This window comes from Collinsella sp. CLA-AA-H302 (assembly GCF_040093305.1).
Taxonomy (GTDB): domain Bacteria; phylum Actinomycetota; class Coriobacteriia; order Coriobacteriales; family Coriobacteriaceae; genus Collinsella.
Genome location: NZ_JBBNJW010000004.1, coordinates 164144 through 177436 on the forward strand (window position 1 = coordinate 164144; position 13293 = coordinate 177436).

Below are 13293 nucleotides of genomic sequence, written 5' to 3' on the forward strand. Positions count from 1 at the left end.
CAAAAAGGGACAGGTTTATTTTGGCAGGTTTTATCTGCGCAAACGTCAAAACCGCCGCAAAGGGACAGACGCCCTTGCGGCGGTTTTCGCATATTATGTCGATAATCCGATATTCAACCAGACTTTCTGGCTAAGGACTAAGGAAACTGCCATGAAAAGACTCCCCCGCCTTGCGTTAGCCGCCGCGTTGTTTGCCGGCTCGCTCGCAGGCATCCCAAGCCTCGCTTTCGCGGGGAACCTGCCCGCCGCTATTGACGGCTCCGTGGCCGTCATGCACACCAACGATATCCACGGCAGCTACAAGTACAGCTACAACGCAAGCAAGGGCACCGGCACTGTGGGCTTTGACGGACTGGCGGTTCTCTATAGCGCCCAAAGCAGCGCCCCCGATCTTTTGCTCGATGCGGGCGATACCTTCCACGGGCAGTCCTTTGCCACCATGAGCGAGGGCAAGAGCATCGCCGAGCTCATGGACACCTTCTATGCAGACGGCTACGACGCGACCACGCCGGGCAACCACGACTGGAGCTACGGCGCGGACAAGCTCCGCACCATGACCGGCTACAGCCCCACCGGCACGCCCTTCGCCATGCTCTGCGCGAACGCGAAGTCTACGAGCGGCGTATGGAGCTCGAGTATCACCAAGACGCTCGATCGCACCTGGGAGGATAGCGAAGATCACTCCACATTCGACTACAAAATCAAGGTCGGCGTCGTGGGTGCCATGGATGAGTCGCTGGAATCCTCGCTGCGCGCGGACCTGGTCGCGGGTACGTCGTTCTCGAGTGCCGCGAACGCCATCAATGCCGAGGCCAAGCGACTGCGCGAGACAGAGGGCTGCAACGTTGTCGTCTGTATCGCGCACACGCTCAACGCCAAGACCTTTGCTGCAAAGCTCGTTGGGGTCGATGCCCTAATCGCGGGCCACGAGCACATCAACTTAGACGAAAACGTGACGGGGGCTGACGGCAAGTCGGTCCGCGTCGTCGAAGCGGGCAGCGCCTTTGCCGAGGTGGGGCTGCTTTCCATTCCGTACAAGTACGACACGAATGGCACCGAGACGACCGACGATGACACGGTCACGGTCCCTGCAGACGGCAGTGACGAGAAGCTCTACACCGCCAAGAACGTCAACGACCTTTTGGCAGACCCCGACAAGGGCTCCGACTACCAAAGCCGCCTTGAAGCCGTCCGCAACAAGATCAAGCCGCTCGACGAGGCCTTTGAAAACGAATCGAACAAGGTGCTCGGCACATCCACCACCAACTATTTCTACGGCGAGGACGCCGCAGGCACGCATGGTTGGGAAATGGTGCGCACCACCGATTTCCGCCCCAGCAAGGAGGGCGACACCACCAAGGCCCAGACCATCGGCCATGTGATCTGCGGCTCCTATCTTGACCTGACGGGCGCAGACCTCGCTATCGAAAACGCGGGTGGCATCCGCGGCGGCATCGCTGCAGGCGCTGTGACCGCAGGCAACGTCATCGCTATCTCGCCCTACGGCAACACCGTGGAGACCTGGACCATGACCGGTGCGGACTTCCTCGCAGCGCTCGAGCACTCGCTGCAGATCAGCGACGAGTGCAATCACAGTTATGAGCTTCAGCAAGCCTACGTGGCAGCCGGCCATACCGAGCAGGAAGCGCAAGACAAGTACAAGTGGCGCGATGACTCTGGCAGCGTTCTCTCCTTTGGCGGCATCAACGTGACGATTGATTGGACGCAGCCCGAAGGCAAGCGCATTGTGAGTGCCACACTCGCCAAGGACGGCAGCACGCTCGATCCCACCAAGACCTATACCGTCGCCACCAACAACTACATCATTACCAACACGACCGACTTCCCCACCTTCGCACACGCCACCAAGCGCACCGAGTGGGGCACGTGTGAGGCGGCGCTGAGGGCGCTGATTGGGCAAAACGGCTGGGAGAGCAAGATAGCCGGACTCGCCGGCACCATCAGCTTCGGCTCCGCAGCCGTGGACCCCACGCCCACACCGGCCCCGACACCTAAGCCCTCGCCTAAGACGGACACGACGACCACGAAGGTCATCACCAAGAAGACGACCGGCAAGCTCGCCGCAACGGGAGACCGCACGCTGGCAGTAGTTGGCACGTGCCTTATCGGCGGCATCATCGTCATCATTCTCGGCATTATCTGGAAGCGTCGACGCTAAGCTACACCGCCGGGCCTTGCAGCCCCGCCGCATAAACCTTATATCGAGCACAGAAGCCCGTCCGAATTTGATCGGACGGGCTTCTTGGTGGGTATCATGGTTGGATGATCATGAGGAGGTTTCCCTACATGGAATTGTTTGAGCCAATTCTTCATTTCTTTGCACAACGATGGGTCCACAACATCATCTGGGCCGGTATCTTGGCCATCGGCACCGCCGTTGCCGCCAAAATCGCGTCCAAGACCCTGCACCACCTGCTTAACCGCGATGATAACCCGCTCCCAGCATCGAGCATCTTCATCAACATCACACGCGCCGTCATCTGGATGATCGGCGGCAGCTTTATCCTCGACAACTGTTTTGGCATTAATGCAAACGCCCTCGTCGCCGCTCTTGGCGTCGGCGGCATCGCCATCTCGCTCGGCTTTCAGGACACGCTGTCGAACCTTATCGGCGGTATGCAGGTGACCTTCATGGGCATCATCAAGCCCGGCGACAATATCGAGGTCGGCGGCGTGTCGGGCGTGGTCCAAGACATCACCTGGCGCCACACGACCATCGAGGATGCCTGCGGGCAGACCATCATTGTGCCCAACTCCAACATCTCCAAGAACACGCTCGTGCATCTGATGCCCTTTGGGCGCGTGGCCGTGCCCGTTGCCGTAAAGGACACGTCTAAGTGGGCCTCGCTGGACGCGCTGGCAGATGAGCTTACCGACGCCACCAAGGCCGCGGTGCTTCCCATCTCTGGCTTTGACAAGGAGCCGTACGTGCTCTTTAGCGAGATCGGCGACTTTGGCGTCAAGGGCAAAATCATCTTTATCGTCAGCGACGATAGCACCACCTTCACGGCAACCGACGCCTGCATTCGTGCCATCGCCCCCATCATCGCCTAAACTACCACAAAGGGGACAGGCACCTTTGTGGTAGTTTCGCATCGTGGTACCATGGTTCATATCGTTGTTTAAACGACTAAGGGAGTAGACACCATGGAAGAGGCCTATCGTCAAGCACGCAAGCGCGGCGAACAGGGGCGCCGTCGCGCCATCAGCCAAAGCGAGCACCCGTACCTTACGGACCTCGACAGCTTGGTTGCCCAGCTCCCCTTAGGTCTACGAGAGAGCGTCGGCCTGCGGGATATTCCGCTCGAAATGGTCGTCGGCACGGTTACCAAGGGCCGTCAGTCTGCCTTTTCGTGCAACTTTATGCCCCTGTTGCCATTTAGCACCGAGTTCGCCCGCAAGTGGTCCAACCTCTACGACATCCAGGTGACCGAGGGCTATCGCGACCCCATCATCGTCACCGAGTTCATGCATCGGTTCTACGTCCAAGAGGGCAACAAGCGCGTCAGCGTCCTCAAATTCCTGGACGCCCCGACGGTTTCGGCCAAGGTCACCCGCCTCTACCCCGGAAAATGGGATTCCGTCGAAAGCCGCCTCTATGGCGAGTTCTGCGCGTTTTGGCGCGTCTGCCCCCTATACGAGATCGAGTTCTCGCGTGAGGGAAGCTACGAAACGCTCGCCAAGATGCTCGGTCAGAACCTTATCGAAAAATGGCCGCAGAAAAAGGTCGACTACCTGCGCCACACCTTCCTGCTCTTTAAGCGTGCCTACCTTCGCGCAGGCGGCGATCACCTGGACATTACGACCGCCGACGCCATGCTCGTCTACCTCAACGTGTACAACCAGGACCGCCTGCTGGATACGCCGACGGATATCGTCGTAAACCGCCTGTGCAAGATCTGGCGCGAGCTGGTCATTGCCGGCAAAAGTGATGAGGAGAAGGTCGATCTTGTCGAGGCACCGAGTGTCGATGAGGAAGAGGCGCCCGCCAAGTCCACCTCCGGCGTGCTCAACTTCTTTATGGGCAAGACCGTCTACTCGGCGGCCAGCCCCCTGCGCATCGCCTTTATCCATGAGTTCCCCTGTGCGACGTCGAGCTGGGACAGCCTGCACGACCAAGGGCGTCAGTATCTCGATGAGCATTTTGGCGGTATCGTGCGCACCGAGGCGTTCGAGGACTGTCACAATCCGGACGTGTTCTACGCCGCCGTGGAAACGGCTGTCAAACATGGAGCTAACGTCATCTTCTCGACCTCGCACCGCCTGATGGAATACGCGCTCAGAGCTGCCGTTGAGTATCCACAGGTGCGGTTCCTTAACTGCTCTATCGGCCTTCCCCACCAAAGCGTCCGTTCGTACTTTGGCAAGATGTACGAGGCCAAGTTCCTCCTGGGCGCCCTTGCCGCCAGTATGGCGGACAACCACCGTATCGGCTACCACGCGTCGGTCTTCGCCTCGGGCGCGCTTAGCGAGATCAACGCCTTTGCGATTGGCGCCTCGCTGCTCGACCCCCGCGCGCAAATTATCCTGACCTGGGGCGATGTGCCCGCCGGAGGCCTTGCCGAGGCCATGTGCCGCGAAGGCGTGAGCGTCATGACCGGCGCTGATATGTCAAAGTCGCTCGTAGACCCTACGGCCTACGGACTCCACCGCCTGGTCGATGGCAAGGTCGTCGGCATCGCCATGCCGGTCTGGAACTGGGGCCGATACTACGAGCTTATCGTGCGAAGCCTGCTGCATGGCACCTGGGATGAGACCAGTGACGACAGCCAGGTTCGCGCCGTCAACTACTGGTATGGCATGAGCTCAGGCGTCATCGACATTCGCTACGCTCCGGGCCTGCCCTATCAGACGCGCAAACTGGTGCAGCTGCTCCGCAATGGCATCGTCGAGGGCTCCATCAATCCATTTGGCGGCGAGCTTCATAGCCAAGACGGCGTGGTGCAGATCGAGGGCTTTCCCCCACTGCCGAGCGCGCAGATTGTCGAGATGAATTGGCTGGCGGACAACGTGGTAGGCACCATTCCGCAGCTCGACGATGAGCCGGGAGTTACCGCCCTATGAAGATCCTTGCCATAGCAGATACCGAAGAACGATGCCTTTGGGAGTGCTTTCGCAAGGAGCGCTTTGAGGGTGTCGACCTGATTCTGTCTGCCGGCGATCTGGACCCGGACTATCTTGAGTTTTTGGTCACCGTCATCAACAAACCGCTCATCTACGTGCGCGGCAATCACGATGACCGCTACGCACGTCATGCACCGGGCGGATGTATCTGCGTGGAAGACAGCGTGTACACGTACCGAGGGATTCGCATTGCGGGCCTTGGCGGCTCCATGCGCTACCGAGATGGTGCCAACATGTACACAGAGCGCGAGATGGCCAAACGCATGCGCAAGCTCTCCCGCAAGGTGAGGATGGTCGGCGGCTGCGACATCCTACTGACCCATGCGCCCGCAGTCGGCATGGGCGATCTTGATGATCTGCCGCATCGAGGATTCGAGTGCTTCAACACGGCGCTCGAATCTTGGAATCCCGACTATATGGTGCACGGGCACGTACACCAAAGCTATGGCCCTAACTTTCAGCGCGAGCGCCAGCACTCATGCGGGACGACCATCATCAACGCCTGCGGCTATACGCAGTTTGAGCTGAACGAAGCACGCTACCCCATCCGCGGATGGCAGGCAGCCTGGCTCAACTCGCAAACCATGCGCCGCGAGCTCAAGCGCCACGAGGCCATCGAGTCCTCGACCGCCAGAACCCCCTGGTAACCACCACAAAGGGGACACTGTCCCCTTTGTGGTGCTTTTGACGCGATAGCAAGAAACCCGGTCCTGCACGAGGCAGAACCGGGTTTCTTTAGCAATGCTTACTTTGCTCAGGCAGTAACTGTTAGTTACTCAGCCAGGAAGTCACGCTGGACAGCGGGATCGACCTTGACGCCAGGGCCCATGGTGGAAGACACGGAGATGGACTTGACGTACTTACCCTTAGCAGAAGAGGGCTTGACGCGCAAGATCTCGGTGTACAGGGCAGCGTAGTTCTCGACGAGCTGCTGCTCAGAGAAGGACTTCTTGCCCAGGGGCACGTGGCAGATGCCGTAACGGTCGGCGCGATACTCAACACGGCCGGCCTTGAGCTCGGAGACCATCTTGGCGACGTCCATGGTCACGGTGCCGAGCTTGGGGTTCGGCATGAGGCCACGGGGACCAAGGATCTTACCGATGCGGCCAACCTTGGCCATCATGTTCGGCGTAGCGATAGCGGCGTCGAAGTTGATCTCGCCCTTCTGGATCTGGGCGACGAGCTCGTCGGAACCGATGATGTCGGCGCCGGCAGCCTCGGCCTCGCGGGCCTTCTCGCCCTCGGCGAAGACGGCAACACGAACGGTCTTGCCGGTGCCGTGGGGCAGGGAGATGGAACCACGAATGTTCTGGTCAGCCTTACGAGTATCGATGCCCAGACGGAAGTGGGCCTCGACGGTCTCGTCGAACTTGGCGGTGTCGAGCTCCTTGATGAGCTTGGCAGCCTGAAGGGGGGTGTAGAGCGTGGCGCGGTCGATCTTCTCGGCAGCGGCGTTATAGCTCTTACCATGCTTAGCCATGTGCATTACCTCCTGTGGTTAAACGGGCGTGAGCCCTCCCACATCGTATCGTGTGCCCTATTGCACACATTTAACGGGCGCCCCGGTCGGAGCACCCGTCATTACCTAAAGAAATCGCTACTCAGCGATGGTGACGCCCATGGAACGGGCGGTACCGGCGATGATCTTCTTGGCGGCGTCAATGTCGTTGGCATTGAGGTCCGGCATCTTGATCTCGGCGATCTTGGTGAGCTGCTCCTGGGAGAGCTGACCAACCTTGTCGGCCTGGGGCTTAGCGGAACCAGACTTGAGGTTCAGCTCCTTCTTGATGAGGTGAGCCGCCGGCGGGGTCTTGGTGATGAAGGAGAAGGACTTGTCCTCGTAGACAGAGATCTCAACGGGGATGATGTCGCCCTTCTTGTCCTGCGTCTCGGCGTTAAAGGCCTGGCAGAACTGCATGATATTCACGCCAGCAGCGCCCAGGGCGGGGCCGACGGGAGGAGCGGGGTTAGCTGCACCAGCAGGAATCTGGAGCTTAATGACGTTGGCAACCTTCTTCTCAGCCATGGTCATTCCTTTCGAATCACGAGTGTGAAGTACTTGCTATATCGTAAGCACGCACGTGTTAGAAGCACTCCTGAGATGAGCAGTCACAGAAGCAGCACGCTCGCGCGAACGGACGAAAACTTAAGCGATGACAGCGACCTGGTTAAAGTCGAGCTCGACCGGCGTCTCGCGGCCAAAGATCATCAGCGTGACCTTGAGCTTGCCAGCCTCGGTGTTAACCTCGGAGACCTTGCCATCAAAGTCGGTAAGCGGGCCATCGGTGACGCGGACGGACGTGCCGACCTGAATATCAACCGAGGTGCGCTTGGGCGAATCGCCCTTACCGGGACGACGAGTCATCTTGTTGTACTCGTCACGGGAAAGCGGAGCGGGCTTGCCGTTGCCGCCTAGGAAACCGGTGACGCCGGGCGTGTTGCGAACACACGTCCAAGCATCGTCATCCATCTCCATGCGGACCAGGACATAACCCGGGAAGATCTTGGAATCCTTGGTCTCGCGCTTGCCACCCTCTTTGATCTCGGTGACGCGCTCCATAGGAATCTCGATATCAAAGATACGGTCCTGCATGCCCATGGTCTCGATGCGATGCTCGAGATCGGACTTAACGCGGTTCTCGTATCCAGAGTAAGTGTGAACGACGTACCAACGCTTAGACATGGTTTAGCCCCTCAATCCAGAGAACAGAGCAAGAGCCTCGCCAAAGCCAGCATCGAGCAGAGCGATGACGACGCCGACGACAATCAGAGAAGCGCAAACGACGACCGAGTAGTTCACGAGCTCCTTCTTATCGGGCCACGTGACACGCTTCATCTCGGACTTCACCGAAGCGAAATACTTCTTGGTGCGGGCGAAGAAACCAGGCTTCTCGTTCTTCTTAGACTTCGCAGCCTTCTCGCTCTTCTTGGCAACGGCCTTCTTGGCCTCAACCTTGGAGTTGGCGGCAGCGCTGTTGGCAGGTGCCGGCTGCTGAGCCTTCTTCTTGTTCTTCTTGTTGGCCATTTGGGTTACCTCCGCGCAATGCGCTTATACATGAGTAAACCGTAAGCCCCCAAGTGGGAGCTTACGGAATAATGACTGGCACGCCAGGAAGGACTCGAACCCTCAACACTCGGTTTTGGAGACCGATGCTCTACCAATTGAACTACTGGCGTATGTGACTAGAGACTAGCGAGTCTCTTTGTGCAGCGTGTGGTGACGGCACCAGGGGCAATACTTCTTAATCTCCATACGATCAGGCATGGTCGACTTGTTCTTGGTGGTCGTATAGTTGCGGCGCTTGCACTCAGTGCACGCAAGAGTAACTAGAGTACGCATGTATCCTGAACCTTTCATTTCCGCCCCGTACGGGCACGAGTTGTTACTTTATCAGCTCCACGTAAGTGCTGTCAATGAAAACCTCGAGTCAATTGGTTCTCGGTGGATCCATTCATATTAGGAACACATCAATGAAGCCATCGAAAGCTAATCGACGGTGCATCCAGGACCATTATCGATCCTCTCGACACCAGCAACGGCTCAATATCCATTGCAGAAAAGAACCCGGCACCCATATAAGTGCCGGGTTCTCTAAGTCAACTATATCAGAGAGCTAATTTACTCAATGATCGTGGAGACGATGCCCGAACCGACGGTGTGGCCACCCTCGCGGATAGCGAAGCGCAGGCCCTCCTCCATGGCGATCGGGTGGATGAGGTCGCCCTCGATGGTGATGTGGTCACCAGGCATAGCCATCTCGGTGCCCTCGGGGAGCTTGACCGTACCGGTAACGTCGGTGGTACGGAAGTAGAACTGAGGACGATAACCATCGAAGAACGGGGTGTGACGGCCGCCCTCCTCCTTGGTCAGAACGTAAATCTCACCGGTGAACTTGGTGTGCGGGGTAACCGAACCGGGCTTGCAGAGAACCTGGCCGCGCTCGATGTCCTCGCGCTTGATGCCGCGGAGCAGCAGACCGACGTTGTCGCCAGCCTCGCAGAAGTCCATGGACTTACGGAACATCTCGATACCGGTAACGACGGTGTTCTGGGTATCCTTGATGCCGACGATCTCGACGGGCTCATTGAGCTTGAGCTCACCGCGCTCGACACGGCCGGTAGCAACGGTACCACGGCCGGAGATGGTCATAACGTCCTCAACGGCCATCAGGAACGGGAGGTCGTTGTTACGAGCAGGCGTCGGGATGTACTCGTCGACGGCGTTCATGAGCTCGCGGATAGCGTCCATCCACTTGGCGTCGCCCTCGAGAGCGCCCAGAGCGGAACCACGGATGACGGGGATGTCGTCGCCGGGGAAATCGTACTCGGAGAGGAGCTCACGGGTCTCCATCTCGACGAGGTCGATGAGCTCGTCATCGTCGACCATGTCGCACTTGTTCAGGAAGACGACGATGTAGGGAACGCCGACCTGACGGGCGAGCAGGATGTGCTCGCGGGTCTGAGCCATGGGGCCGTCGGTAGCGGCGATGACCAGGATAGCGCCGTCCATCTGAGCAGCACCGGAGATCATGTTCTTGACGTAGTCAGCGTGGCCCGGGCAGTCAACGTGAGCGTAGTGACGGGCAGCAGTCTCGTACTCGACGTGGGAGACGGAGATCGTAATGCCGCGCTCGCGCTCCTCGGGAGCCTTGTCGATGTTCTCGAACGCAGTGAAGTCAGCCTTGCAGCCCTCGGTCTCGGAGAGAACCTTGGTGATGGCGGCGGTCAGCGTGGTCTTGCCGTGGTCGACGTGACCAATGGTGCCGATGTTAACATGCGGCTTAGTGCGCTCAAACTTCTCTTTGGCCATAAAGCCCTCCTCTAAACAGGTCGTCCCCGGACGGGACTTTGCCTTTATACCATAGTGGCCTCTCAACATACTATTGAGAAGCCACCGTGTTACCTATGGTAGCGGTGACTGGATTCGAACCAGTGACGCCACGGGTATGAACCGTGTGCTCTAACCAACTGAGCTACACCGCCGGATGGAGCCTGCAACCAGACTTGAACTGGTGACCTCTTCGTTACCAACGAAGTGCTCTACCGACTGAGCTATACAGGCACTTGACGGGTGGGAGCTATAGGATTCGAACCTATGTAGGCAGAGCCAACGGGTTTACAGCCCGTCCCCATTAACCACTCGGGCAAACTCCCAATCGTTCAAGTATCCGCAGGTCCTTTGGTCTTTTGGACCGCCGCCCCCGCGAACGAAAAAGATAATACGATGCAACCTTGGGGGCTGTCAACGAAAACCTCTAGATACACGGTACCGGGCGTATCTATATACCTTTGACCTGCAGTTTTGTTGAGTTTGGTTATGAAGAACGGTGGATTTGGCCGCGCTGGTGACATTTCCCGAGGTAACACTTTGGCACGGTGGAGTACACCTACAGCATCGACCTTTGATAACGACCCTCTCGCACTATTACATAGATCGCGATCAGGCTTCCACGACACGATTGAGCGTGGATAATCTCCCGTTTGAAATCGAGCGTGGATAATCTCCCGTTTGAAATCGAGCGTGGATAATCTCCCACTTTTGGCGTGCCACTGGGCCCAAAGTGGCAGATTATCCACGCTCATTCGTCCGAAAATCCACGCTTGATGAGGACGATGAGCCCCACCCCGGCTTCCGTCTCGATCTGTAACACTAAGAGGATTATTCCTCCTCTATCTGTTACAGATCGAGATGTTTCCCTGGCGGCTTGTCTGTTTATCTAAATCTATAACAGCAAGAACGGCTTTCAGCCTCTTCGTGTTACAGATCGAGACAAACCTGAAGCCTGGTGGAAGTTAAACCCGCTGACATGTCAACATAAATAGAAACGGGCCCTGTCCCACATAAGACAGAGCCCGAAACTTTCATGGAGCCAGTGACAGGAATCGAACCTGCAACCCACTGATTACAAATCAGTTGCGCTACCGTTGCGCCACACTGGCACACTTGGCGCTTTCGCGCGAAGCCAGTTAAGAATAAAGGAATTACGGACGGGGCGCAACAGACCCTTCGACCGACCACATCTCAAAACTATTCGTCAGAACGAATAGTTTTAATTACAATGGAATAGATAAAACTGTTCGTTCTAACGAAGGGTTTCGCGATGCTTACTACCAAGGAAGCCGCCGAACTGCTCGGCATCACTCCGCGCAGGGTGCAGGAGCTCATAAAAAACGGAGCACTTGAGGCCCGGAAGGCTTCTGGCGTGTGGCTTATCGACAAAGACAGCATCGACACGCGACTCCGCTCCATGACCAAAACGGGAGGACGTCCCCGCCGCGGCCACGGTAAGAGCGAGATCGCGTTCACCCTCATGAATCGCACGCACGAGGTCGCTCAGCTGGTCTACAGCACATCGCGAAAAGACTTTACCCACATCGGTGCCGACATCGATTACGCCCACGCCCCTATTGGAGTATTTGGCCCTAATAGCCCCATATCGCTCGACTCCTTCCGCATCTGGTGGCGCGGCCGCGGTATCCCGCTCGCACGCATTGGGCTAGCCTCCCTGCTTGCAGAAGCCGCAGTCGATGTTTCCGACGAACTTGTCCAGCGAAATCTCGGCCTCTCCCTATCCGATCAGTATTGGATTAGACCCCAAGGTTCCGGTCTCGCTTGGGAGGATATCAACTTCTTCAATAATGCCTTCGACGACGTCTCGTTGACCATTGCGCCCTTTGCCCCCGAGGGTAAAGCGGCCGTTGCAAAGCCCGACAACACCTCGGACGGCAATCTTCAAAAGTACTGGACATGCGAGGGCGGGCGTCGAATTCTGCATAAGGCAGGTGCGCACCTGAACCAAGAACCATATAACGAGCTGGTAGCGACCGCGCTCCATCGTCGCATCCTAAACGCCTGCGATTATGTGCCTTACTCGCTCGAGGGCACGGGCACTTCCGCCCTGAGCATATGCGATGTCTTCTTAACTGATGAAGAAGAGTATGTCCCTGCGTTCTATGTAAACCAGCACGCAAACGCAGATGAACGGCTAACCGACTACGAGCGATATGTAACAAACTGCGAGGAGCTCGGAGTGACAGGCGTCAAGGATGCCCTTGACCGCATGATCGTATGCGACGACATCATCGCCAACTATGACCGCCATTGGCGTAACTTTGGCCTTGTACGAAACGTCAACACGCTAACCTGCAGACCTGCCCCCATCTTCGATTCGGGCTCATCGCTCTGGTGCAACATTTCTCTTGAGGAGCTTCGGGCAGGAGAGCACAGTTTTACCAGCGCGCAGTTTCATTCAAGTCCCGCGAAACAAATGCTGCTTGTTGAGGATATGAGCTGGTTTGACGGCGACAAACTCGAAGGCTTCGTTGACGAGGCAATCGAGACTCTGTCCAGAAACGACGCACTCACGGCAAGGCTGCCATATCTAAAAGAGGCGCTTACATGGCGCCTCCGTAGAATGATCGACATCGCTGAATGGAGCTAGCGAGACAGCGTCGCGCCGTCAGCTCCCTTACCTCCCGCGCAACGCCTTGAGCTTGGCTAGGGCATCGGGGCTCAGGCGACTGCCCAGAGTCATCTTGATCTGCGGGGCTTCCTCTGCCTCGTGAACGTCGTTATCGATCTGTTTGATCTCGTCCACCAGCATGCGGCTCGAGATGCGCGTGACGCCCTTGCCCATGACGACGGCCTGAATCGTACCGTCGCTCGATACCACGGAGCACGCGCGGCCTTCCTCGCGTGCCTCGATGCAGAGCTTCTGCACCACGGTATCGGCAGAGACGCCCGTCGGCGAGAACTCGATGCGCACGCCGCGAGCCGGTAGGTTGGGGCGCTCGTTGGAGATGTTGCCCGCGCCGTCGAACACGATCACGGCCTCGTAACGGCCCTGGGCAAACGCCGCGACATCGTTGATAAGCGCAGTACGAGCCATATCGTGGACGTCGCTGGAATATGGATCGTCGGAATGGTCGTAGACGAGCTTTTCGTAGCGCGGTGTGCAGTGGATCACGTTGTAGCCGTCGACCACCAGCAGCTCGGGCTTATTGGAGTGCACCGTCGAGACCGGGTCGGCGATGGCCTGCGCAAACGCATTGCCGCCCACGCCATAGGTCGCGGCCGAAACAATCGGCTTGGCCGAGCCCTCACCAAAACGCTTGGCCTTGGACTTGGCGCGGTTCTTCTTGGACATG

General features: G+C 57.9%; 12 protein-coding genes and 5 tRNA genes. 5 read left to right on the forward strand and 12 right to left on the reverse strand.

The features are described from left to right. Positions 1–151: 151 nt before the first annotated feature. From AAAV21_RS04465 to AAAV21_RS04480, 4 genes are all read left to right on the forward strand, one after another. Positions 152–2179: a 5'-nucleotidase C-terminal domain-containing protein gene (locus tag AAAV21_RS04465; protein ID WP_349107741.1), complete on the forward strand. Its 2028-nt coding sequence runs from the start codon at positions 152–154 to the stop codon at positions 2177–2179. A 128-nt stretch (positions 2180–2307) separates the two neighbouring features. After that, complete coding sequence (locus AAAV21_RS04470) at positions 2308–3075, forward strand: mechanosensitive ion channel domain-containing protein (protein WP_349107744.1); 768 nt, start codon at positions 2308–2310, stop codon at positions 3073–3075. 93 nt (positions 3076–3168) lie between these two features. Then, positions 3169–5085, forward strand: coding sequence for a BMP family ABC transporter substrate-binding protein (locus AAAV21_RS04475; RefSeq protein ID WP_349107746.1), 1917 nt, complete (start codon positions 3169–3171; stop codon positions 5083–5085). Continuing rightward, entirely contained in the window at positions 5082–5792 is a 711-nt protein-coding gene (locus AAAV21_RS04480) for a metallophosphoesterase family protein (RefSeq protein ID WP_349107749.1), read from the forward strand. Before AAAV21_RS04475 ends, AAAV21_RS04480 begins: the two co-directional genes overlap by 4 nt. Before the next feature lie 125 nt (positions 5793–5917). On the opposite strand, the gene rplA is transcribed toward AAAV21_RS04480, so the two are convergent. The 11 genes from rplA to AAAV21_RS04535 all read right to left on the reverse strand — a co-directional run bounded on the left by rplA (position 5918) and on the right by AAAV21_RS04535 (position 11085). Then, positions 5918–6625, reverse strand: coding sequence for a 50S ribosomal protein L1 (gene rplA / locus AAAV21_RS04485; RefSeq protein ID WP_022093892.1), 708 nt, complete (start codon positions 6623–6625; stop codon positions 5918–5920). A 117-nt stretch (positions 6626–6742) separates the two neighbouring features. Then, entirely contained in the window at positions 6743–7171 is a 429-nt protein-coding gene (rplK, locus tag AAAV21_RS04490) for a 50S ribosomal protein L11 (RefSeq protein ID WP_022093893.1), read from the reverse strand. 120 nt (positions 7172–7291) lie between these two features. Continuing rightward, a complete protein-coding gene (gene nusG / locus AAAV21_RS04495; protein WP_006234984.1) occupies positions 7292–7828 on the reverse strand; it encodes a transcription termination/antitermination protein NusG in 537 nt (178 codons plus the stop codon). 3 nt (positions 7829–7831) lie between these two features. Beyond that, the gene (gene secE / locus AAAV21_RS04500; protein ID WP_117769328.1) at positions 7832–8170 is read right to left on the reverse strand and encodes a preprotein translocase subunit SecE; all 339 of its coding nucleotides are present in this window, start codon (positions 8168–8170) and stop codon (positions 7832–7834) included. Positions 8171–8246: 76 nt separating this feature from the next. Continuing rightward, positions 8247–8322 (reverse strand) — tRNA-Trp (locus tag AAAV21_RS04505). A 13-nt stretch (positions 8323–8335) separates the two neighbouring features. After that, on the reverse strand, positions 8336–8485 hold the full coding sequence (gene rpmG / locus AAAV21_RS04510; RefSeq protein WP_022093895.1) for a 50S ribosomal protein L33: 150 nt from the start codon (positions 8483–8485) through the stop codon (positions 8336–8338). A 279-nt stretch (positions 8486–8764) separates the two neighbouring features. After that, a complete protein-coding gene (gene tuf / locus AAAV21_RS04515; protein WP_117563790.1) occupies positions 8765–9955 on the reverse strand; it encodes an elongation factor Tu in 1191 nt (396 codons plus the stop codon). Between the two features lie 96 nt (positions 9956–10051). Continuing rightward, positions 10052–10128, reverse strand: a tRNA-Met gene (locus tag AAAV21_RS04520). 3 nt (positions 10129–10131) lie between these two features. Continuing rightward, positions 10132–10207: transfer RNA gene (locus tag AAAV21_RS04525), tRNA-Thr, on the reverse strand. A 10-nt stretch (positions 10208–10217) separates the two neighbouring features. Beyond that, positions 10218–10299, reverse strand: a tRNA-Tyr gene (locus AAAV21_RS04530). A 711-nt stretch (positions 10300–11010) separates the two neighbouring features. Next, positions 11011–11085 (reverse strand) — tRNA-Thr (locus AAAV21_RS04535). A 161-nt stretch (positions 11086–11246) separates the two neighbouring features. Between AAAV21_RS04535 and AAAV21_RS04540 the strand changes: the two genes are divergently transcribed. Beyond that, positions 11247–12587 carry a DNA-binding protein gene (locus tag AAAV21_RS04540; RefSeq protein ID WP_349107750.1) on the forward strand — a complete coding sequence of 447 codons (1341 nt, stop codon included), beginning with the start codon at positions 11247–11249 and terminating at the stop codon, positions 12585–12587. A gap of 27 nt (positions 12588–12614) precedes the next feature. On the opposite strand, the gene AAAV21_RS04545 is transcribed toward AAAV21_RS04540, so the two are convergent. Further along, the gene (locus AAAV21_RS04545; RefSeq protein WP_055309418.1) at positions 12615–13292 is read right to left on the reverse strand and encodes an NYN domain-containing protein; all 678 of its coding nucleotides are present in this window, start codon (positions 13290–13292) and stop codon (positions 12615–12617) included. Position 13293 lies beyond the last annotated feature (1 nt).

Coding starts and splice junctions, on each gene's coding strand:
- AAAV21_RS04465 (WP_349107741.1), top strand. CDS start 152: ATGAAAAGACTCCCCCGCCTTGCGTTAGCCGCCGCGTTGTTTGCCGGC.
- AAAV21_RS04470 (WP_349107744.1), top strand. CDS start 2,308: ATGGAATTGTTTGAGCCAATTCTTCATTTCTTTGCACAACGATGGGTC.
- AAAV21_RS04475 (WP_349107746.1), top strand. CDS start 3,169: ATGGAAGAGGCCTATCGTCAAGCACGCAAGCGCGGCGAACAGGGGCGC.
- AAAV21_RS04480 (WP_349107749.1), top strand. CDS start 5,082: ATGAAGATCCTTGCCATAGCAGATACCGAAGAACGATGCCTTTGGGAG.
- rplA (WP_022093892.1), bottom strand. CDS start 6,625: ATGGCTAAGCATGGTAAGAGCTATAACGCCGCTGCCGAGAAGATCGAC.
- rplK (WP_022093893.1), bottom strand. CDS start 7,171: ATGGCTGAGAAGAAGGTTGCCAACGTCATTAAGCTCCAGATTCCTGCT.
- nusG (WP_006234984.1), bottom strand. CDS start 7,828: ATGTCTAAGCGTTGGTACGTCGTTCACACTTACTCTGGATACGAGAAC.
- secE (WP_117769328.1), bottom strand. CDS start 8,170: ATGGCCAACAAGAAGAACAAGAAGAAGGCTCAGCAGCCGGCACCTGCC.
- rpmG (WP_022093895.1), bottom strand. CDS start 8,485: ATGCGTACTCTAGTTACTCTTGCGTGCACTGAGTGCAAGCGCCGCAAC.
- tuf (WP_117563790.1), bottom strand. CDS start 9,955: ATGGCCAAAGAGAAGTTTGAGCGCACTAAGCCGCATGTTAACATCGGC.
- AAAV21_RS04540 (WP_349107750.1), top strand. CDS start 11,247: ATGCTTACTACCAAGGAAGCCGCCGAACTGCTCGGCATCACTCCGCGC.
- AAAV21_RS04545 (WP_055309418.1), bottom strand. CDS start 13,292: ATGTCCAAGAAGAACCGCGCCAAGTCCAAGGCCAAGCGTTTTGGTGAG.